Consider the following 22,594-nt stretch of genomic DNA (forward strand, 5'->3'; position numbering starts at 1 on the left):
GAATTAGATTGACTCTCTTTTCTCTTGCGCTTCATTGACAAATATTTCAATTGAAGCTTAGGGAGAAATACAAAGAGGGTGTAAACAGAAACCCTGCTTCGGCAGGGTTTTTTGTATCCGATTGAAAAGGGTTGCGATTATATTTATACTACAGACACTTCATTGGGGAGTAGCCGCCTTTTGCGCAAAGCGAAAGGGTGATGGTCAACATAATTGTTCCACAGAACATGGTCATCATAGCAAAAAACCAAATCAGCTTTTTCAAAGCTTCTTTTGTTGGCAAGACCTTTGATTTACCACTCTGCACATTTTGGCTAGCAGGAGCGGTGAGTCATTGGTATCTGTTTTGCTAGCCAGAGAAAATCCTCATGTTATCCGCATTCCTGATCTCTCTTGCTGTTGTCGCTTTATCTGAAATGGGCGATAAGACTCAGCTCCTCGCACTGTTACTTGCTGCAAAATTCCGTAAACCTGCGCCAATTTTATTTGCTATCTTTCTAGCAACAGTTGTGAATCATGGGATCTCTGCGATTTTAGGTCAGTGGATTACTACAGTTTTAAGCGAAACCGTTTTGCTTTGGATTGTATCGCTAGGATTTATTGCGATGGCGGCGTGGATGCTCATTCCCGATGAATTGGATGATGAATCTGAAAGTATCAATAAATGGCAGAAATATGGTGTATTCGGTGCAACTTTCGTGTTGTTCTTTTTGGCAGAAATTGGCGATAAAACGCAAGTTGCGACTGTTGCCTTAGCGGCACGTTTTGACAGCATTGGTTGGGTAACACTTGGGACAACGCTCGGGATTATGCTTGTCAATGCACCTGCTGTGTTTATTGGAAATAAACTTGCTGAAAAATTGCCAATTGCACTCATTCATAAAATTGGTGCGTTAGTCTTTTTAATCATTGGTATTGCTGCACTCGTCCAACATTACTTTTTTTAAAATATAAAGATTTTCACATAAATCCTGAGCTAAAAACTCGGGATTTTTTATGCCTAAATTAATTCCAAATAAATGATTATTAAAATAAAATTTGAAGATAGGGTCATTGAAAATTACAACAATACCTTATATGTTGTATGGATATAAAAATTGTATTTAAATAGAAAAATTGGGGAAAACGATGGTACTAGAGCGCACGACATCACAGGTGCTATTTGATAATGGCACACATAAATGCATCAGCTTTACCAGTCTTGTGAAAGGTGAGGGGGTTCAAGCCAATCAGTTTTTAATTTTAGATCATGATCGTGCAGCGGTACTCGATCCCGGTGGGGATTTAACCTATGTACCACTGACCATGGAACTCAATAAATACACCAAACTTGCCAATTTAGACTATGTCATGGCATCGCATCAAGACCCTGACATTATTACCTCTATGCCACGCTGGTTGGTGTATACCGATGCAAAAGTAGTGGCATCTAAACTCTGGGCACGTTTCTTACCACATCTTAATTCTGCCTTTATGAGTGACCGTATGAAAGGCAATTGGCTCGATCGTTTGGTTGAGTTACCCGATCACGGTCAAATGATTGCTTTAGGTCAATCCAACATCGTTGCGATCCCTGCGCATTTTTTACATTCAGTCGGTAATTTTCAATTTTACGATCCCATCGCGAAAATTTTATTTTCAGGCGATATGGGGGCCTCGATGGTCGAGAATGCGAATAAGCCGATCGAAAACTTTAGCTCGCATATTCCGAAAATGAAAAGTTTTCATCAGCGTTATATGTGTAATAACAAAGTGATTCGTCTTTGGGTACAGATGATCCGTACTATGGATGTCGAGATGATTGTTCCACAACATGGCACGCCATTTGTTGGCAAAGAGCAAGTGAATCAATTTCTGGATTGGATTGAAACCTTAGAATGCGGAACAGACTTAATGGATGAAACTGTATTTACCTGTCCTGAATAATTTTTTTATTTGACATATTGATTGAAAAAGCAACATTTTTTATATTTCTCAAATCCAAAAAAACTTTTAGATGACGAGAATTAATTAGAATGTTGTCTCAATTACCCACACAGGATGCGTGTTTAACTTGTGGTGCATGTTGCGCCTATTTTCGGGTGTCATTTTATTGGGCAGAAGGTTTAAATATGCCCGATGACTATATCGAGCCACTCACACCCATCTATTCCTGTATGAAAGGCACCAACCAAAAGCGTCCACGTTGTGTCGCGTTACAAGGCACAGTGGGTGAGCAGGTCAGTTGCGGTATGTATGAAGCGCGCAGCTCATCCTGTCAGGAAGTGCAAATCGCGGATGAACAATGTAATAAGGCGAGGATTGCGCATCAGCTGATTCCATTTGTGCAGGTGGAGGTTGAGCCCGCACAAAATGATGAAGACTTTGATCAAGTGAGTTAAGTCAGCAAAAAATTAATTTATCTACTCAATCTATTTTTATCTAATTGATACGAAAATGATTGAGTAGGTTTATTAAATTGTTTGGCTTTTATATGTAAATGCCAATAAATTAGGTACACCGCCCATAGAATGGCGGGTAAAGCCAATAACGTAAAAATACGGATAACATCGTATTTTAAAAAAGGATATAAGCCAATTAAGGCAATCATTGTACTAAAGACCACAAACTCTTGCCGTACCGGTTGATTCTTACACCAATAATAAGCCATCACCGCGAGACATCCCCAAGCGATGATGCCACTTAAATGGATGAGAATTCGAGTCAGTTTTAATTCTTGTAATTGCAAGCTGATGGGCTGAATCAATTGGGTGGGATTGAGAAAATAATAAATTTCGAGATAAATAAAATTTCCGTAAAAAATAACAGCGGGCAGAGACAGCATTGAAATTAAAATAGAGATTGTGCGTCGCATCCTAGACTCCGCTTATTATTGATTTTTATGTTTTTAGCATATTCAAGAGTTGTGCTTTAGACAAGAGTTAAAGTCGTACTTAAATATTAAAAAAGATAAACGGTCAATGTCATATTCATCGGTGAGATCAAACTGAAATTGAAAAAAATTATTTTGTAATAGCAATGAAATTTTAAGCCAGATTTGTTTATAATAGCGCACGGAAATTACCAGTGAGACTGTTATGTTGACCATCGTTCAAGACGCGTTAACCTTCGATGATGTCCTATTACTCCCTGCCTACTCTACTGTCCTCCCAAAAGATGTCTCTCTAAAGACACGTTTTACTCGTGGCATTGAATTGAATATCCCGCTTGTGTCTGCAGCAATGGATACGGTGACTGAGTCACGTATGGCAATTGCGATGGCGCAAAATGGCGGTATCGGTATCCTACATAAAAACATGGATATTGCTGCACAAGCTGCAGAAGTTCGTCGCGTGAAAAAATTCGAAGCCGGTATGGTCAAAGATCCAATCACAGTTACTCCTGAAACCACTGTTCGTGAATTGCTTGCAATTACCCATGCGAACAACATCAGCGGTGTACCTGTTGTGAAGGATGGCAAAGTTGTAGGTATCGTAACGGGCCGTGATACACGCTTCGAAACGAATCTTGAACAACCTGTCAGCAACATCATGACTGGTCAAGATCGTCTCGTAACAGTTCGCGAAAACGAATCAAAAGAAAATATCCAAGCTTTACTGCAAAAAAACCGCATTGAAAAAGTCATCGTTGTAGGTGAACACAACGAACTTAAAGGTTTAATTACAGTGACGGATTTCCGTAAAGCGGAATTGTATCCAAATAGCTGTAAAGATGACCTTGGTCGTTTACGTGTCGGTGCTGCAGTCGGTACTGGTGCAGAAACACCAAGCCGTGTTGAAGCATTGGTTGAATCAGGTGTTGATGCCATTGTAGTGGATACTGCGCATGGTCACTCTGCTGGTGTAATCGAGCGCGTACGTTGGGTAAAAGCAAACTACCCACAAGTGCAAGTGATTGGTGGTAACATCGCAACTGGTGACGCTGCGTTAGCACTGCTTGATGCAGGTGCGGATGCAGTGAAAGTGGGTATTGGCCCTGGTTCAATTTGTACTACGCGTATTGTTGCTGGTATTGGTATGCCACAAATTTCGGCAATCGATTCAGTTGCAAATGCATTGAAAGATCAAATTCCATTGATCGCTGATGGTGGTATTCGCTTCTCTGGCGATATGGCGAAAGCGATTGGTGCAGGCGCAAGCACCATCATGGTGGGTTCACTCATGGCTGGTACTGAAGAAGCACCCGGCGAAGTTGAGTTCTTCCAAGGTCGTTACTACAAAGCGTATCGTGGTATGGGCTCATTGGGTGCGATGGCGGGTGCAACAGGTTCTGCCGACCGTTACTTCCAAGACTCTAAAGCGGGTGCTGAGAAACTCGTACCTGAAGGCATTGAAGGTCGCGTACCGTATAAAGGTCCAATGGGTAACATCGTACATCAAATGATGGGTGGCTTACGCTCATCGATGGGTTATACCGGTTCTGCTGTCATTGATGATCTTCGCAAAAATGCGAAATTCGTGAAAATTACTTCAGCTGGTATGTCAGAGTCTCATGTGCATGATGTAACCATCACGAAAGAAGCGCCAAACTATCGCGTTGGTTAATTCTTTAGAATTGATTGTATTGAAAAAGCCGTCATGGAAATGACGGCTTTTTTGTTTTGGTGTAAAGTGGTGCACAATGAAAAAATGCATGGCAAAAGCCTTGCGCTAAGAAGTGAGATAAAGATGAGTTATTTTGGTACCGATGGTATTCGCGGAAAATTTGGCGTGCTTCCGATTACGCCTGAGTTTGCTCTCAAGTTAGGCTTTGCAGCGGGGAAAGTACTAAAACGCCATAGTAAAAAAGCGAAACCATTGGTGGTCTTAGGGAAAGATACACGCTTATCGGGTTATATCTTAGAGTCAGCATTACAAGCAGGTTTAAATGCAGCAGGGGTGTATGTACATCTGCTTGGTCCATTGCCAACGCCTGCAATTGCGCATTTAACCCGTGCACTTCATGCCAGTCTAGGTATTGTCATTTCTGCTTCACATAACCCGTATTTTGATAATGGCATTAAATTCTTCTCAAGCGAAGGTAAAAAACTACCCGATAGCCTACAAGAAGAAATCAATCAAGAACTCGAAAAAGAACTCATGATTGAAGATACCGCAAATTTAGGGAAAAGCTTCCGTGTTAAAGATGCCAACGGCCGTTATATCGAATTTTGTAAATCAACCTTCCCATACCATTTAGATCTGAATGATCTCACCATTGTGGTCGATTGCGCCAATGGTGCAGCATATAGTGTTGGACCTTCAGTGTTCCGTGAATTGGGGGCGAAAGTCATCGCTATTCATGATGAACCTACAGGTCTAAATATTAATGATCATTGCGGTTCAACGCATCCAGAAAGCTTACAAGCGGCAGTCGTAAAGCATCAAGCAGATTTGGGTATTGCTTTTGACGGTGATGCTGACCGTGTCGTTTTGGTCGATAAAGATGGTCATCTGATTGATGGTGATCATATTCTTTATATCTTAGCGACACAAAGCTCGAATAAACCTGCGGGTATTGTTGGCACCTTGATGAGTAACATGGCACTTGAACTTGCTTTACAAAAAGCAGGTGTTGAGCTACTGCGTGCCAAAGTCGGTGACCGTTATGTGTTGCAAGGTCTAGAAGAAAAAGGTTGGTCGATTGGTGGTGAGCCATCTGGTCATATCTTAACCTTAGATAAGAGCACGACTGGTGATGCGATTATTGCAGCACTTCAAGTCTTGACGGTAATGGTTGAGCAGAAGAAAGCCCTACACGAATTGGTTGCTGACTTTAAACTCTTGCCAAATGTATTGGTCAATGTCCGCCTAGAAGCCATGTTCGACCCGTATGCAGTACCTGCATTGGTCACTGAGTTTGAAAAAGCTGAAGCACAGCTCAAAGGTCGTGGGCGTTTACTCATTCGTAAATCGGGCACTGAACCTGTGATTCGTGTCATGGTAGAAGGCGAAGATTTATCTGAAGTGACGACACTTGCCAATTCATTAGCTGATGCCGTGCGTCGTCATGCAGCTTAAGGGGATGTCATGAGTGATGTGATTAAAGATTTAAGTGAGTTACGCCTGAGTTATCAGAAGGGTGAGCTACATGAAGATCAAGTTCATGCCAATCCACATGAACAGTTTTTATTATGGTTTAACCATGCCTTAGCCGCGAACTTGCATGAACCTTATGCGATGTCACTTGCTACAGCAGATAAAAAAGGTCATCCACATGTGCGTACCGTGTTATTGCGCGGGGCAACTGAAGATGGCTATGCGTTCTACACCAACTATGATAGTCAAAAAGGATTAGATCTTGAGTCTAATCCTTATGCACAAATTCTATTTTATTGGGCAGAACAAGAGCGCCAAATTCGAATTTCAGGTCGTGTGGTCAAAATCTCTGAAGAAGAATCGACAGACTATTACCATAAACGTCCGCGTGATAGCCAAATTGCAGCACATATCAGTATGCCACAAAGTGGTGTGATTGAAAGCCGTGAAGAACTGCAACAGCGCTTCCAAGCTTTACATGATCGCGTCGAACAGCAAGCGCAATTGGACAAACCTGAGTTTTGGGGTGGATATCGTATTGAGCCAGATTATTATGAATTTTGGCAAGGTCGCCCGAATCGTCTACACGACCGTTTAAGCTATGAAAAAATTAGCGGTGTGTGGACATTACAAAGATTGATGCCATAAATGCCAAAACTCGAAATCAAGCAAAGACCATTTCTGACACGCCCTGAATCTTTTCAGGGTATGCCAGCTTTTATTGCTGAAATTCTAGCGCGCCGCGGCGTGGAATCAGCCCAAGAGCTTGAACTTAAACTCAAGCACTTGCTCGCTCCAAGCATGAAAGGTTTGTCTGAGGCGATTCAACTGATTGATCAAGCGATTGATCAGCAGCATAAAATTGTGATTGTCGGTGATTATGATGCGGATGGTGCAACTAGTACCACACTCATGGTCTTAGCACTTCGAGATATGGGCGCACAGGTTGAGTATTTGGTGCCTGATCGTTTTAAATATGGTTATGGCTTAACCCCTGCCATTGCAGATCTCGCTTTTGCCAATTTCACGCCGGATTTACTGATTACTGTAGATAATGGGATTTCCAGTCATGATGGCGTAAAGCAAGCGCACGATCATGGCATGCAAGTGATTATCACTGATCATCATTTGACGACCAAGCCGACACCTGAAGCTGAAGCGGTGGTTAATCCTAATCAGCTCGGTTGTGAATTTCCAAGTAAGGCTTTGGCAGGCGTCGGGGTCGCATTTTATGTGCTTGCGAATTTATCCACGCATCGTAAGAAATTGGGTAAATCGACCACGCAAATCACTCAATATTTGGACTTGGTCGCATTGGGTACTTATGCCGATGTGGCAAGTTTGGATTATAACAACCGTATTTTAATTGATAGTGGTCTGAAAAAAATTCAGCAGCATTTTTGCCGTCCAGGTATCAGTGCATTGTTAGAAATCGCAGGACGCGATGCAGCAAGCCTCAAAGCACAAGATCTCGGCTTTGTGATTGGTCCACGAATTAATGCGGCAGGGCGTATGGAAACCATGGACATTGGCATTGAGTGTTTATTGGCGAAGGATTTGGCAACGGCTTATCCGCTCGCTGAACAGCTCAATCGGCTCAATGTGGAGCGCCGTCAAGTTGAAAGCAAAATGAAGCAAGAAGCCTTGCTTGAGCTTGAGAAAATTCAACTCGATGATAGCGCTTTACCCGCAGCCTTGATTATGTTTGAGCCCACTTGGCATCAGGGCGTGATTGGTATTGTGGCAGGGCGTTTAAAAGAGCAATTTCATCGCCCGAGTATTGTCTTTGCATGTGATGAAGATGGTATTCATATTAAAGGTTCTGCGCGTTCCATCGAAGGCATTCATATTCGTGATGCTATTGAAATGGTGGCGGAGCAACATCCGCATCTCATTAGTCATTTTGGTGGACATGCAGCAGCTGCAGGTCTCACGATTAAGAAAGAACATTTTTTAGAATTTAAACGCGCTTTTGAAGTTCTCATTGGGCAAATGGATGAGAACTTATTTACAGCAACCTTATGGACAGATGGTGAACTGCCTGCGGAAGCTTTTCAGATTGAAACCGTGGATGTACTTCAAAACTTAAGTCCATGGGGGCAAAAGTTCCCACCGCCAATTTTTGATGGCGTCTTTAAAATCATGGATTATCGATGGCTGAAAGATGTGCATTTAAAACTGCGTGTTGGACTTGATAATGGGCAAATCGTGGATGCCATTTGTTTTAATGCTGCGGATAAATATGATTTTGATCCGATGAAAGATACGCGACTGGTCTATGAACTGGATAAAAATGTCTTTAATGGTAATGTCAGTTTACAGATGCGAATTTTGCATTTAGAACAATAAATTTAACGATAAAAAAACCGCTCTACTGAGCGGTTTTTTTAGCTTTTACTTTAGTTGCGATTAGAAACGGAATGTACCATTAATACCAAATGAATCAGCGCCATCAGTTGTTGTATAGTTCAAGCCAGCAGCAATAGCAGGGGTAAAGAATTTTTGTGCACGGATTGAAAATACAGTGTCAAAGTCATCTAATGTTGCATCATTAATGGCTAAGCCAACGCTTAATGTTGGGTCGATATAAAGATCAGCAGCTACACCATATGCGGTTTCGTCACCAAAAGCGGTTGATGCTTCAAAATTAGTGTAGTGATTACCAATTTGAGTCACGTATTTAGCACGTAAAGTCACAGCAGTATCATCTGCAACTGCAGAGGCAGAGCTATATGTATTAATAAAGCCATTTTTAGCGACTTGATGAGCAGCAATATTTTCTTTTGAAAGCCCTGCAGCTAACAATAAACCATTGATAGGTAAGTAACCTGCTTCAATAGCATATCCAGTATTATCTTCAGAAGCTTTAGCAAAAGTAGTTTCAGCAGTGACTTCCGAGCGATTTAAACTACCTGCTACATAAAATTGTGTATTTGGAATAAAGAATTCACCATTGATCCCGATACTGTCAATTTCAAGCTCATAACCAGCGTCATCAGTACTTGCATTAGCATATGCTAAACCAATGTTACTTGCTTTACCTAAGAAAGCAGCTTCAGCTAAAGGACCATTTTTATACTGAACACCATTTAAGTAATATTTTCCGCCTATTGCAAAAGTATCGACACCATCAGAGTTGTCGATATCTGTATTTTCATAAGCTGCATTAATTTCAGCTTGATAAGCATGTGCTGTCCCAAAAGTAGCAACCAAAGCAGTTGCAAGAGCAATATGTTTTAACATTAATAAAGTTCTCGGTTTGTTATAAAAATCACTGTCAAATGACAGTGAGGCCGATTGTACAGACAAAACATACATCTGAAATGGGCAAAAAATACCGAAATGTGTTTATTTAGGTCAATAAAAAAGCCCATCCGAAGATGGGCTTTTTATACAATTTAACGAGGTTGAAGCTTAGAAACGATATTTCGCAGCAACACCAAATTTGTTGTAGTCATTGTTAGCGATTTCACCGAAACCGACACGACCTTCAAGACTCACTTGTGGTGTGAAGAATTTACGTGCACTTACACCGAACTCATTGGTATCAAATGGACCTGTATCTTTACTGTAGTAATCTACACCTACACTTAAAGTTTTGTCGATGAAGTAATCAGCTGCTAGATTGTATTCATCTAGATCACCAAATGCTGCACCCGCTTCAAGGTTGATATCATTACCATTGCTTAGCGTTGTCACGTATTTAGCACGTAATGTTGGATCTACACCGTCGGCATAATCATTATCATAACCTTTCACACCGGCTGCGATCAATAGACCAGGAGCAGGAAGATAACCTACTTCTGCACCATATACAGTTTCATCAAAATCTGCGCCATTTGCGTATTTGCGATCATCACGACCGACATTACCACTTACATAAAAATCAGAATTTGGAACGAAGTATTCAGCGCTTACGCCATACTGATGACGTTCATCATCACCGACTTCATCATATTGGTATTTTGCGCCAACATTACTTGCGCGGTCTAAGAATGCAGCTTCTGCAAGCGGTGCATTACGTGTTTGAACTGGATTGAAATAATATTTACCATCGACACCGAAAGAGCCGCTTGAACTGCCATTATCTGGATCAATTAAACCTGCTGATGCACCAACTTCTGCTTGGTAAGCATTTGCTGTACCTGTAATCGCCAAAGCTGATAGTAGTGCCGAAGCAATTGCTAACTTTTTCATGATAATCCCCTGAACGGTTGGCTAATTTTTAATTTCTTGTTACAACTTTCAGTCTAGAGCAATTCAGAAAATGGTCAACGGAGCTTACGTTACAGGAATGTGATTCGCGTAATCTTGTGTAATTTATGAGATACAAGTCACTGAATTTTAGCGTAAAAAATAGAATGTTTTGTTTTATTAAAAGTGTGGATATATTGTGTAATTGAATGAATTTGATGGTTTTTTGCACAAAATCGGGTTTAAATTTTACTAAATATCGAATATGGCATGCCTAGATTTTTAAAACCTTATTTATATGAATCATGTGTAATGTAGAAAGGTAATTTTTAAAACAGAGTCAGATACAAATACATATTTTGATACCAAATAGCTAAATTTGGTGCAAAGCTTTATCTAAAAAATAATCTCGCTAAGTGAACAGAAAGAGTGAAGCCTAAGCAAAAATCTAGATAGGCTAGGTTTGATGAAATGCTTTGTTTTTAAAATGCAGCATAAGCGATTTGACAGCTCAAATTGCCAGAATGGACTGTGATACAATATGCGGCTAAAGATTTAAGCCTAATTTTGATTGAGAGAATGTCGTGGAAATTAATCCTTATCTATTACAGCTGAAAGACTTAAACGAACGTGGTCAAACACTACGGGGGTATCTTTGACTACGATCTAAAGAAAGAGCGTTTAGAAGAGGTTCTCCGCGAGTTAGAAGATCCTGCAATTTGGAATGATCAAAGTCGTGCGCAAGCTATGGCAAAAGAAAAGGGCGAACTAGAGAACGTTATTAACGTCCTTGAAGGTTTGTCGACTCAACTTGAAGATGCGCAAGCGTTGCTTGATTTAGCTGTTGAAGCAGATGATGAAAGCTTACTTGAAGATGTTCAAGCTGAATTAGATAGCTCTGAATCAGAATTGGCAAAACTCGAATTCCGTCGTATGTTCAGTAATCCAATGGACCCGAACCCATGTTATGTGGAAATCCAAGCGGGTTCAGGCGGTACAGAAGCACAAGATTGGGCATCCATGCTGCTTCGTATGTATATGCGTTGGATTGAGCGTCATGGCTTTAAAGCAGAATTGATGGAAGAATCTGATGGTGATGTTGCTGGCATTAAATCTGCAACCATTCGTGTTGAAGGTGAATATGCCTATGGCTGGTTACGTACTGAATCAGGTGTACACCGTTTAGTCCGTAAATCACCATTTGACTCGGGTAACCGCCGTCATACCTCATTCTCAGCAGTGTTTGTATCGCCTGAAGTCGATGATAATATCGAAATTGATATTAATCCTGCGGATGTTCGTACCGATACTTATCGTGCATCAGGTGCAGGTGGTCAGCATATTAACAAAACTGACTCTGCGGTACGTTTAACGCATGCGCCAACAGGTATTGTGGTAGCGTGTCAGAACCAACGTTCTCAACATGCCAACCGTGACCATGCGTGGAAACAGTTACGTGCAAAACTCTATGAATTAGAGATGCAAAAACGTAATGATGCAGCGCAAGCACTTGAAGATACCAAGTCTGATATTGGTTGGGGTAGTCAAATTCGTTCATACGTATTGGATGACTCACGTATTAAAGACTTACGTACCAGTGTTGAAAGCTCAAATACCGGTGCGGTACTTGACGGTGATTTAGATAAATTCATCGAAGCAAGTTTAAAACAAGGTCTATAAATAGACCTTTCAACTCATGTTGTTGCAAAACTTATACGGTTTGAATTGCTATATATCTAAAATAATCGATATTAATATCGAAAAAATACGATACAATGAATTCAAAGCTGATGTAAGTTTTGTTGCACTTAGTAATGTGATGTGGCTATGGATCTCGATCTCATTTTTAAAGCCTTGGCAAATCCGACCCGTCGGCAAATTCTTGCATGGTTAAAAACACCAGAGCAGTTTTTGTCTGTGGAAGAGTGCGGTGATTTTCATCGTGGCGTATGTGCAGGTCAAATTGAAAAATTGGGTCAAGTCTCACAATCGACCATGTCGAATCATTTGTCTGTGTTACAACAAGCAGGATTAATCACTGCCAATAAACATGGACAATGGTCATATTTTTCCCGCAACGAAACTTTAATTCAGCACTATATCGAATATTTGCAACAACACCTCTAAACTCAAAGAGGTGTGGAGTTTACGATGGCTGAACTAAATACCCCTTTAAAACTTGGTGCTTTAGCACTTAAAAATCGTGTCATTATGGCACCCCTCACACGTAGTCGTGCCACAGCTGAGCGTGTACCTACAGCCATCATGGCAGAATACTATGCACAACGGGCAAGTTCAGGTCTGATCATTTCTGAAGCCACCGTTATTTCAGAAGAAGCCAATGGCTATCGCAATACACCGGGTTTATTTACCGATGCACAAGTTGAAGGTTGGAAAACTGTCACTCAAGCCGTGCACGATAAAGGTGGTCTGATCGTTGCGCAGTTATGGCATGTCGGTCGTGTTTCCGACCCTGAATTGTTAAATGGCGAGACACCTGTTTCTGCGAGTAATGTAAAACAAGCAGGACAAGTGAGTTTATTGCGTCCAAAGCGTGATTTTGTTGCTCCACGACCACTTGAAATTGAAGAAATTCAAAAGATTATAGAACAATTTAAACAAGCTGCCATTCGTGCGAAACAAGCCGGTTTTGATGGCGTGGAATTGCACGGTGCAAATGGCTATTTAATTGACCAGTTCCTACAAACGAAAACCAATAAACGTACAGACATTTACGGTGGTTCAGTTGAAAACCGTGTACGTTTCTTACTTGAAGTGGTTGATCAACTGATTGAGGTTTGGGGTGCAGATCGTGTGGGTGTTCACCTTGCACCGCGTGGCGATGAACATGATATGGGTGACGATGATCCACGTGAAACATTTGGATATGCGATGGAGCAGTTGGGCAAGCGTCAAATTGCCTTTTTCTTCACGCGTGAATATTTAGCCGATGACAGCATCTCTGAATATCTAAAACAACGTTCAGGTGGTGTGCCGTATATTGCCAATATGCGTTTAAGCCGTGAAGATGCAATTCAATTGCTCGAAACAGGCAAAGCAGATGCTGTAGCATTTGGTAAAGCATATATCGCCAATCCTGATTTATACGAACGCCTCATCCAAGATGCACCTTTAAATGAACTTAAATTTGAGAACATGATTGGGACAAATGTGCCTGAAGGATATATTGATTATCCGACCTTATCTGAAACAGTTTAAATTTTGCATTTGAGCTGAATCTTTAAATAACAGAGTCACAATGATTAACATGTCGCTGTGGCTCTGTTATATTTTGCCGACTCAATCTATTTCGGTGTGTCATTTGGCTACTCCATTTTGGTATAACGCTGCTTTAACGCTTATTAAACCTTTATATCAATCACGTATCCGTAAACGTGCGGAGAGTCCTGAGCAATTACAACAAGAACTGCTCGAGCGCTTTGGTCCATTTCAAACACCTAACAATAAAAATGCCATGTGGTTTCATGTGGTTTCAGTGGGTGAAACCAATGCAGCACAACCGTTAATCGAACATTATTTAAAATTGGGTCAGCCTGTTTTAGTGACCAATACCACCAAAACTGGGCAAGCTCGTGCTAAGTCCTTATTTTTAAAAGCACCGTATTTAGATCTATTCCAAGCGGTGTATTTACCTGCCGATCAAACCGCTTTAATTCAAGATTTTTATCAAAAGTATCAGCCCAAACTATTACTGCTGATGGAAACTGAGCTCTGGCCGAATTTGATTGATCAAGCCAAAAATTTTGCTGTGCCTTGTATTTTGCTGAATGCACGATTGTCTGAAAAATCTGCAAAAGGCTATGGCAAAGTTAAGGGCTTAACCAAAGCGATGCTGACAGGTTTAAATCAACTTTTAGCGCAAGATACGGCCACGCAACAACGTTTTATTACACTTGGTATTAACGCGCAAAAAACGCAAGTGTTAGGAAATATCAAATTTGATATTACGGCACCGCAAAGCTTCGTGGAACGTGTAGCTTCATTAAAGCAAGAATGGGACTTACAAGGCCGACAAGTCATTTTATTGGCAAGTACTCATGCACCTGAGGAAAAGGATCTCTTAGCCGCATTGAAGCCGCATTTGCAAAAGAATCCAAAGCTGTTATGTATTGTCGTACCACGCCATCCTGAACGTTTTGATGAAGTTTTCGCAGCAGCGCAAGCTTTAGACTTAGATACACAACGTCGTAGTTTAGGGCAAAGTATTCAAACTGATACGCAAGTGTATTTAGCCGATTCGATGGGTGAAATGTGGCTTTGGTATGGTTTGAGTCAGGTGTGTTATGTCGGTGGTTCTTTAAATGAACCAGGTGGTGGACATAATATATTAGAACCGATTGCGCTCAATGTGCCGACCTTATTGGGCAAAAACTATTTTAACTTCCAAACCATCGTCGATGAGTTTGTTGCAGCCAATGCGGTTGAAGTCGTGACTGATGCCGATCAAGCAGTTCAGGTCATGATGGATGTGTTAGATAACCAGTCGAAAGCACAAGGGTTGAATGCGGCTGCACAGGTGATCATGCAGAAGAATCAAGGTTCACTGCAAAAGCATATTCAGGTGATTGATCAGTATCTTTAGCCTATATGTTTGTACCCCAATATCCATATAGATATTGGCGGAGTCATTGCATTATTAAGCAGCTTTTTGAAGCTCCTATTTTACTTTTGTTTCGGCAAAAGTAACAAAACCATTTGTCATCCACAAAACTCGTGTAATAGCGTCTTTTATTTGTTTTGATCGCAAAAACATGAGTATGCGAATAGAGTTCTGACTCAGACAGTTGTGGATGACCTTATCACGGATTCTATCTCGGGATAAATTGAGTAAATTGCTATGAATATTGTCCTTTTAGACCCTCGCCAAACCGAATCTGAGCTTTGGTCAATTAGCTCAAAACGTCAGCTTGAACATTTACGTCAGCATGTTGATGTACAAGTCGGGGATACCTTAAAAGTCGGTATTCGTGAAGGGAAGCGTTATCTAACTCAAATTGTTGAAATCACCGATCAAGTCATTCGTATTCAGTCCATCCAAGAAGAATCTGTGCCGAAAAAACTTCCCGTGACTTTGATTGTGGCTTTACCCCGCCCCAAGGTTTTACGTCGTTTAATTATGGATGCCGTGACCATCGGCGTTGAAAAAATTATTTTACTGCATAGTTATCGCGTGGAGAAAAGCTATTGGCAAAGCCCATTTCTACAACAACTTGATCAATATATAACGCTCGGCTTGGAACAGGCAGGGGATACCATTGCACCTAAAATTGAGCTGTATAAACGCTTTAAACCTTTTGTTGAAGATGTCCTGCCAACATTGATTTCAGAAAATTATCCGGCTTATGTGGCGCATCCTTATGTGGATGCCAAAATGCCATACGCGATTGAGCATGGTTGTAGTGTGATTATTGGTCCTGAGGGTGGGTTTATTCCATATGAGATTGATTTACTCATTAAAAACGGCTGCCAAGGGGTAAGCCTAGGCAACCGTATTCTTCGTACTGAAACTGCAATTTCTTATGTTTTAGGACGATTATTTAGCGCGAGCTGATTCTTGTGCTTGCTCGCCATGTTCACCACGATACACTTTCACTTCCTGTACAGGGTACGGAATCGAAATGTTATGTTCCGCAAAGGCTTGAATCACACCTTCTTGTACCGTGCTAATTGAGCCAGAAGTCGTGATTTCAGTGGTATCCACCCACCACATTACTTTAAGGTTGATTGAGAAATCAGCCAAAGTAATGACATTTACGCTAAAGGCAGGCTGACTTAAAATCGACTGGTCTTTATCTAAAATTGCCAACACGATATTTTTGGCTTTTTGAATATCATCTTCATAACCAATACCCACCACGAATTCACAGCGACGACGTGTATAAGCTGTAATAACCGTTACAGGGCTGGTATAAACCGTCGCATTTGGAATCACGATACGTTTACCATCAGGTGAGCGTAAGAAGGTCGCACGAATTTGAATATCTTCAACCGTACCTTCCATGCCCGATACCACAATGTCATCGCCAATTTTGAACGGTTCACCGAGCAAAATCAGAATACCAGAGAGTAAGTTCTGGAAAATATCTTTAAACGCAAAACCGATTGCAACCGAACCAATCCCCAAGGCACTCATCAATTGCCCTGGTGTAAAGCCCGGAATCGCAATGACCATGGCAATTAAAAAGCCAAGGAAAATAATCGCCGAACTACCGACACGATTTAAGACAAGTACTAAGTTTTGCTTGGTATAGCTACGTTCTGCAAATGCTTTACGCACAAAGAATTTGAAGAGTTTTGATAAGAAATAGAAGATGGTAAAGAACACCAACGCAATACAAATATACGGTAAGCGTTCCCAAAAACCATCAATAAATTTATCAACAGTCGAGTAAGCATCGTTATATTTTGCAGTGTGTTCGAGCACAGTTTGTGCCGTTTTTTCAGTCGCGTCATGCAAAAGCTGAGATGTGCCTTCAGTCACATCGCTTAAAGCATTCGATTGTTCAGCCACGTAAGTTCCGAATGTAAAATTTTAGATATTTTGCCTGAAATTGTATAAAAAAATAAGCGTACTTCACATCCTTGTGCATTTCAGCAACACTTATCAGCATCTCGAGTGATAAAAAAACAAAATTGCTTAAATAATCTACGACGAAAGCATGATTGTTGCATTTGAAATAAGCAGTACATACTGCGATGATACAGATATAAAAAATCAAAAATGTAGCACGACCTTTCGAGATGAAAGGCGATAAGATCAAGGAATCAGAATATGAAAGAGATCTATCCAGTACCCGCAGAATTTAAAAAAACAGCACGAACCAATGACGCTGAATATTTTGAACGTTATCAAAAATCCATCGATGACCCCGAAGCTTTTTGGGCGGAACAAGCTCAGCGTTTAGATTGGATAAAACCCTTTACCCAAGTTAAAAATAGCAACTTCAATAAAGACAATTTTAAAATTGAATGGTTTGCCGATGGTCAGCTCAACTTAAGCGCCAACTGCTTAGATCGTCATTTAAAAGAACATCCTTATAAGCCTGCGATTATTTGGGAAGGGGATCATCCTTCGCGGCATAAAATTATTTCTTTTGCAGAATTACATGATGAAACCTGCCGTTTCGCCAATGTGCTAAAAAAATATGGCATTAGCAAAGGCGATCGTGTGGTGCTGTATATGCCAATGATCTCTGAAGCAGCCATTGCGATGCTCGCTTGTGCCCGGATTGGTGCAGTGCATTGTGTGGTGTTTGGTGGTTTCTCACCAGACTCACTGGCAAGTCGTATTGAAGATAGCCAAGCCAAAATGATCATTACTGCTGACTCAGGTATGCGGGGTGGTAAGCCGATTCCACTCAAAGAAAATGTCGATGCCGCGTTAAAAATTTCAGGAACAGAATCCGTTGAACATGTAATTACAGTACATCGCACGGGTAATTCTATTGAAATGAAGCCAGACCGCGATTTGTGGTATCACACGGAAATTATGACCGTTACGGATGACTGTCCGCCTGAACCCATGAATGCTGAAGATCCATTATTTATTTTGTATACCTCAGGCTCAACAGGAAAACCCAAAGGGGTGTTGCATACTACAGGCGGCTATTTAACCTATGTGAATTCGACCTTCCGTGAAGTATTCGATATTAAGCAAGACGATGTATTTTGGTGTACTGCTGATGTGGGTTGGATTACTGGGCATTCTTATGTGCTATATGGACCGCTTTCCAATGGTACAACCACGGTGATGTTTGAGGGCGTACCACAGTATCCAACTTGGGCGCGGACCGGACATATTGTCGATAAACATAATGTCACGATTTTATATACAGCACCGACTGCCATTCGCGCCATGATGCGAGAAGGCGACGCCTTTGTGCGTGAAAGTGATCGGAGTAGTTTACGTCTACTCGGCTCAGTCGGTGAACCGATTAATCCAGAAGCATGGAACTGGTATTACTCTGTGGTGGGCGAAAGTCGTTGTCCTGTAGTCGATACATGGTGGCAAACCGAGACAGGTGGCATTTTAATTAGCCCATTACCGGGTGCAACGGATCTTAAACCGGGTTCAGCAACGCGTCCTTTCTTTGGCGTCCAACCTGCAATTGTGGATGCAGAAGGTAACGAACTTGAAGGTGCGGTTGAAGGGAATTTAATTATTAAAGATTCTTGGCCGGGACAAATGCGCACGATTTGGGGTGATCCTGAACGTTTTATTGAAGCCTATTTCTCGACCTATCCGGGGATGTATTTCACGGGTGATGGCGCGCGACGTGACAAAGATGGCTATTACTGGATTACCGGACGCGTCGATGATGTCTTGAATGTGTCGGGGCATCGTTTAGGAACGGCTGAAATTGAAAGTGCCTTAGTCGCCCATGAATCTGTTGCTGAAGCTGCGGTGATTGGTATGCCGCATGATATTAAAGGACAGGGCATTTGCGCCTTTGTGACCTTACAAGCAGGCGTAGAAAGCACCGACTTACTACGTCGTGAACTGATTCATTGGGTACGTAAAATTCTAGGACCGATTGCGACACCCGATGCTTTACATTGGGCACCAGCATTACCGAAAACCCGTTCAGGTAAAATCATGCGCCGTATTTTAAGAAAAATTGCAGCCAATGAACTCGATAGTTTAGGTGATACTTCAACCCTCGCTGAACCGCAAGTGGTAGATGCCTTGATTGAGGAAGTCAAACGTAACAACAGTTAAGATGCGGATTAATCCATATACTTATACCGACTTTAGGGTCGGTATTTTTATATGTGGAATAAGCTCAGCATGCTTTTGCATAAAGTAATGCAAAGTGATCTGTTAAGCTAAAAACCTGCTGAAAATGGGTTAAACAACAATGAATGCACGATCACCACATTTAAAACACACTCCGATCGAGATTGCAGAACAATTAGCGGCACAGTTTGCCGAGACTGCGGCTGCGCGCGATAAACAAGGTGGTAATCCTAAGGCGGAGCGTGATCTCATTCGTGAAAGTGGGTTACTTGGTTTATCGATTCCGACTGAATATGGTGGTCAGGGCGCAGATTGGCAAACCATTTTCAAAACCATTCAAACCATTGCGCGCGTAGATAGCTCACTTGCGCATGTCTATGGTTTTCATCATTTACTGATTGCCACCGTGCAACTGTTTTCAGAAGCAGAGCAATACGGCAAATGGTTTGAGCAAAGCGCGAAAGAAAATTTATTTTGGGGCAATACCTTAAACCCGCTAGATAAACGCACAACCGCGACGCAAATTTCGGAAACTGAATATATTTTCCATGGGGATAAAAGCTTTTGCTCAGGCTCGATGGATTCGGATATTTTGTTGTGTTCAGGGTTCAATCAAGATGGAAAATTATTGATTGGCGTGATTCCAACACAACGTGAAGGCGTCAGTTTCTTAGGCGATTGGAACAATATGGGACAACGCCAAACTGATAGCGGTACCAGTCATTTTGAACAGGTCAAAGTACTTAAAAATGAGTTATTACTGAATCCGGGTCCTTTAAGCACACCGTATTCAAGTTTACGTCCTTTGATTGCACAGCTGATTTTTGTCCATATGTTCTTAGGGGTTGCAGAAGGTGCATTTGATGTTGCGAAACAAACGGTACAAAGCCAAAAAGCATGGTCAAAATCCTTGGCTGAAGAGGCAGTGAATGATCCCTTTACTCAAAAGCATTTTGCGGAGTTTTATGTGCAGCTTGAAAGTGTGCGCTTATTGGCGGATAAAGCCATTCACACTTTACAAAAAGCATGGCATGTTGGTGCAGATTTAACAGCTGAGCAACGCGGTGAAGTGTCTATTGCCATTGCAACAGCTAAAATTGCATCGACGAATACATCACTCTACATTACGCAAAATATTTTCCAAGTCATGGGCGCGCGTGCAACCACGGCTAAACTTAATTTAGATCGTTTCTGGCGTAATGTTCGTACCCAAACGCTGCATGATCCTGTGGATTATAAATATCAAGAAATTGGTGAATGGGTGCTGACAGGCAAAGTCCCTGATCCAAGTTTCTATTCTTAATGAAGTCATAAAATGCCCTCAACTGAGGGCTTTTTTATTGCAGATTATTTTGAATTGGCGGTTTTAAAGGTCTCAATAGCACGAGCCCGTGAGCTTTTTAAACCCACAATCGGTTTTGGATAATTGATTTTTAAATCAGGATTTTTCGCATAAGGCTCATGAATGCTTTTGGCATCAATATGTGCCAATTCAGGCAGCCATTTTTTGATGTATTCGCCATTGGGGTCAAAGCGCTGTGACTGACTCACCGGATTGAAAATCCGAAAATAGGGAGCGGAATCCATACCAGTCGACGCACACCATTGCCAGCCGCCATTATTCGCTGCTAAATCACCATCAATCAGATGTTGCATAAACCATGCTTCGCCGAGTCGCCAATCGATGAGTAAGTTCTTGGTCAGGAACATCGCTGTAATCATACGCACGCGGTTGTGCATCCAACCTGTAGCCAGCAGTTGACGCATGCCTGCATCGACAATTGGAATGCCCGTCTGTCCTTGTTGCCAAGCTGCTAAGTCCTTAGGGGCATCGCGCCACTGAATATGCTTGGTGTTGTCCTTAAAAGGCTGATGTTTGGAGACTTTGGGGAAATCATGCAAGGTATGTTGATAAAACTCACGCCATAATAATTCATCGAGCCACGTTTGTTGTCCAATATCATCGATTTGGAAGTAGCCATTGTGCTGCTCAAACAGAGCCTGAATACATTGGCGAATCGATATCGCCCCTATGTTTAAATAGGGCGACATTTGGCTCGTACCATCTAGACTCGGAATATCTCGTTCAGCTTTGTAATATTCGAGCTGATCTTCAATAAAATGTTGCAGTCGCTGTTGAATATCTGCATCTTCAACCGACCATATTTTTTGTAAGTTTTGAGATTGATAGCGCTTCGCAAAGGCATCAAGGTCAAATTCAAATGTCGAGATATCCAAATCAAGTGGAGCTTGTGCTTCAAGCTCAGGATACATCGAAGGCACATCCACAATTAAGCGTTCATAACACTTTTTCTTAAAAGCGCTAAAGACTTGATAAGGTTGATGACTGCCATTTCGAATACTGCCCAATGGAAAAAGCGTACGGTCTTCATAGCGTTCAAACGCAATTTCGTGCGCAGTTAAGGTTTCACTTACCGCTTGATCACGCTGTTGTTCATGAATCCCTATTTCAATATTGGCATGGACATGACGAACGTTGAATTGCTCACAAAGTGCCAAGAGGCGTTGTAGAATATCCTGCCACAATGCCTGTTCAAGAATGACGAGCGGAATATTCAACTGTTCAAGTTGGGCTTTAAGCAGGTTTAAACGTCTAAGATAAAAATCAATTTTAACTGCTGCATCTTGATGAAGTCGCCATTGTTCAGGCGATAGAATGACGACAGCGAGACACTGTTGAGATTGGGCTGCATGCCATAGCGCAGTATGGTCATAAATACGCAGATCATTACGAAACCAAATCAGATGCATAGTCGAGATTCTAAACAAGGCGGTATTTGCAATTGTAAGTGATGCAAGCCTTGTACATCGTATCGAAATTTAAACCAAGCATTTGCCTAGACCATCAAGCCTAGGCAATGTTCATTCTTATGCAGAACAAGCCCTCTAGCGTTTAACGCTGATGAATATTCTCTAAAGTATCTACTAGCGTTCGAGTGGTTTGATCGATTTCATAATTCACTTCATCACCGACTTTGGTATCTTTCCATGTTGTAAGACGTAGTGTTTCAGGAATCAAGTCAATCGAAATTTCTTGTGTGCTACGATCGACACGGTTTACGGTCAAGCTACAGCCATTTAGACCGATAAAGCCTTTTAAGAAAAAGTATTTAATATTGCCATTTGGAATGATCAAATCAATATGAAAGGTTTCACCGCGACGTTCAAGCGTCTTGATGGTTGCTGTACCTTCAATATGTCCATATAAGTTATGCCCGCCATTTTCACTCCCAACTTTGGCAGAGCGTTCAACATTGACATCATCACCGACCTTAAGTGCTTTTAAGGTGGTAAGGGCAAGCGTCACATCGGAAATATCAAAATGGATTTGATTGCGCTCAGTATCAATCGTGGTAACAGTTAAGCAAACGCCATTAATCGCAACACTTGCACCAATAAATACATCATTAAAAAAGTGATTGTGGTTGGATACGATAATAGTAATAAAGCCATCCGCTTTTTTGATCTCAACGACTTTTTCTAAGCCTTGAACAATACCTGTATACATCGACATTTTCCTTATTTAGCTATGTTCGATTGTAGGCAGCATTCAACACGCTGACCACTGTATTTGCATAAAAAAACCCTCAGGCCGAGCCCCGAG

Annotated in this window: 20 protein-coding genes and 1 riboswitch; of the genes, 14 read left to right on the forward strand and 6 right to left on the reverse strand. The window is 41.5% G+C overall.

The genetic code is table 11. From position 1 onward, the window contains the following. Positions 1-152: 152 nt before the first annotated feature. Positions 153-351: riboswitch (yybP-ykoY riboswitch) on the forward strand. 17 nt (positions 352-368) lie between these two features. The 3 genes from GFH30_RS00645 (at position 369) to GFH30_RS00655 (ending at position 2,381) form a co-directional block, all read left to right on the forward strand. Further along, positions 369-947: a TMEM165/GDT1 family protein gene (locus GFH30_RS00645; RefSeq protein ID WP_153370196.1), complete on the forward strand. Its 579-nt coding sequence runs from the start codon at positions 369-371 to the stop codon at positions 945-947. A 181-nt stretch (positions 948-1,128) separates the two neighbouring features. Then, entirely contained in the window at positions 1,129-1,926 is a 798-nt protein-coding gene (locus GFH30_RS00650; protein ID WP_153370198.1) for an oxygen-binding di-iron domain-containing protein, read from the forward strand. Between the two features lie 89 nt (positions 1,927-2,015). Continuing rightward, positions 2,016-2,381, forward strand: a complete 366-nt coding sequence (locus GFH30_RS00655; protein ID WP_153370200.1) for a YkgJ family cysteine cluster protein — start codon at positions 2,016-2,018, stop codon at positions 2,379-2,381. A 17-nt stretch (positions 2,382-2,398) separates the two neighbouring features. On the opposite strand, the gene GFH30_RS00660 is transcribed toward GFH30_RS00655, so the two are convergent. Continuing rightward, the gene (locus GFH30_RS00660; protein WP_153370202.1) at positions 2,399-2,854 is read right to left on the reverse strand and encodes a hypothetical protein; all 456 of its coding nucleotides are present in this window, start codon (positions 2,852-2,854) and stop codon (positions 2,399-2,401) included. A gap of 223 nt (positions 2,855-3,077) precedes the next feature. Between GFH30_RS00660 and guaB the strand changes: the two genes are divergently transcribed. The 4 genes from guaB (at position 3,078) to recJ (ending at position 8,366) form a co-directional block, all read left to right on the forward strand. Continuing rightward, the gene (guaB, locus tag GFH30_RS00665; RefSeq protein ID WP_153370204.1) at positions 3,078-4,544 is read left to right on the forward strand and encodes an IMP dehydrogenase; all 1,467 of its coding nucleotides are present in this window, start codon (positions 3,078-3,080) and stop codon (positions 4,542-4,544) included. A gap of 123 nt (positions 4,545-4,667) precedes the next feature. Further along, on the forward strand, positions 4,668-5,999 hold the full coding sequence (glmM, locus tag GFH30_RS00670; RefSeq protein ID WP_153370206.1) for a phosphoglucosamine mutase: 1,332 nt from the start codon (positions 4,668-4,670) through the stop codon (positions 5,997-5,999). 9 nt (positions 6,000-6,008) lie between these two features. Beyond that, complete coding sequence (gene pdxH / locus GFH30_RS00675; RefSeq protein WP_153370208.1) at positions 6,009-6,665, forward strand: pyridoxamine 5'-phosphate oxidase; 657 nt, start codon at positions 6,009-6,011, stop codon at positions 6,663-6,665. After that, positions 6,666-8,366 carry a single-stranded-DNA-specific exonuclease RecJ gene (gene recJ / locus GFH30_RS00680; protein WP_153370210.1) on the forward strand — a complete coding sequence of 567 codons (1,701 nt, stop codon included), beginning with the start codon at positions 6,666-6,668 and terminating at the stop codon, positions 8,364-8,366. Positions 8,367-8,426: 60 nt separating this feature from the next. On the opposite strand, the gene GFH30_RS00685 is transcribed toward recJ, so the two are convergent. Both GFH30_RS00685 and GFH30_RS00690 read right to left on the reverse strand, forming a co-directional pair. After that, the gene (locus tag GFH30_RS00685) at positions 8,427-9,260 is read right to left on the reverse strand and encodes a putative porin (protein WP_153373316.1); all 834 of its coding nucleotides are present in this window, start codon (positions 9,258-9,260) and stop codon (positions 8,427-8,429) included. A gap of 171 nt (positions 9,261-9,431) precedes the next feature. Then, the gene (locus GFH30_RS00690) at positions 9,432-10,214 is read right to left on the reverse strand and encodes a putative porin (RefSeq protein ID WP_153370212.1); all 783 of its coding nucleotides are present in this window, start codon (positions 10,212-10,214) and stop codon (positions 9,432-9,434) included. Between the two features lie 581 nt (positions 10,215-10,795). Here GFH30_RS00690 and prfB point away from each other — a divergent pair. The 5 genes from prfB (at position 10,796) to GFH30_RS00715 (ending at position 15,783) form a co-directional block, all read left to right on the forward strand. Then, a protein-coding gene (gene prfB, locus GFH30_RS00695; RefSeq protein WP_153370214.1) for a peptide chain release factor 2 occupies positions 10,796-11,891 on the forward strand; the annotation gives its coding sequence in 2 pieces (ribosomal slippage) (positions 10,796-10,867 and positions 10,869-11,891; 1,095 coding nt in all). Between the two features lie 147 nt (positions 11,892-12,038). After that, entirely contained in the window at positions 12,039-12,338 is a 300-nt protein-coding gene (locus tag GFH30_RS00700; RefSeq protein WP_153370216.1) for an ArsR/SmtB family transcription factor, read from the forward strand. A gap of 24 nt (positions 12,339-12,362) precedes the next feature. Beyond that, the gene (locus GFH30_RS00705; RefSeq protein ID WP_153370218.1) at positions 12,363-13,430 is read left to right on the forward strand and encodes an alkene reductase; all 1,068 of its coding nucleotides are present in this window, start codon (positions 12,363-12,365) and stop codon (positions 13,428-13,430) included. 103 nt (positions 13,431-13,533) lie between these two features. Beyond that, a complete protein-coding gene (locus GFH30_RS00710; RefSeq protein ID WP_171501012.1) occupies positions 13,534-14,814 on the forward strand; it encodes a 3-deoxy-D-manno-octulosonic acid transferase in 1,281 nt (426 codons plus the stop codon). Between the two features lie 255 nt (positions 14,815-15,069). Then, a complete protein-coding gene (locus GFH30_RS00715) occupies positions 15,070-15,783 on the forward strand; it encodes a 16S rRNA (uracil(1498)-N(3))-methyltransferase (protein WP_153370222.1) in 714 nt (237 codons plus the stop codon). Here the strand turns inward: GFH30_RS00715 and GFH30_RS00720 are convergent. Further along, on the reverse strand, positions 15,766-16,743 hold the full coding sequence (locus GFH30_RS00720; protein ID WP_153370224.1) for a mechanosensitive ion channel family protein: 978 nt from the start codon (positions 16,741-16,743) through the stop codon (positions 15,766-15,768). The two genes, GFH30_RS00715 and GFH30_RS00720, sit on opposite strands and share 18 nt — an antisense overlap. Positions 16,744-17,004: 261 nt before the next feature. Between GFH30_RS00720 and acs the strand changes: the two genes are divergently transcribed. Continuing rightward, complete coding sequence (gene acs / locus GFH30_RS00725; RefSeq protein ID WP_153370226.1) at positions 17,005-18,951, forward strand: acetate--CoA ligase; 1,947 nt, start codon at positions 17,005-17,007, stop codon at positions 18,949-18,951. Between the two features lie 139 nt (positions 18,952-19,090). Beyond that, complete coding sequence (locus GFH30_RS00730) at positions 19,091-20,272, forward strand: acyl-CoA dehydrogenase family protein (protein WP_153370228.1); 1,182 nt, start codon at positions 19,091-19,093, stop codon at positions 20,270-20,272. A 44-nt stretch (positions 20,273-20,316) separates the two neighbouring features. Here GFH30_RS00730 and GFH30_RS00735 read toward each other — a convergent pair whose 3' ends face one another. Then, the gene (locus GFH30_RS00735) at positions 20,317-21,741 is read right to left on the reverse strand and encodes a cryptochrome/photolyase family protein (protein ID WP_153370230.1); all 1,425 of its coding nucleotides are present in this window, start codon (positions 21,739-21,741) and stop codon (positions 20,317-20,319) included. Positions 21,742-21,883: 142 nt separating this feature from the next. Continuing rightward, positions 21,884-22,498: a riboflavin synthase subunit alpha gene (locus GFH30_RS00740; protein WP_153370232.1), complete on the reverse strand. Its 615-nt coding sequence runs from the start codon at positions 22,496-22,498 to the stop codon at positions 21,884-21,886. Positions 22,499-22,594 lie beyond the last annotated feature (96 nt).

It is taken from the genome of Acinetobacter wanghuae, from assembly GCF_009557235.1.
GTDB classification, from domain to species: Bacteria; Pseudomonadota; Gammaproteobacteria; order Pseudomonadales; family Moraxellaceae; genus Acinetobacter; species Acinetobacter wanghuae.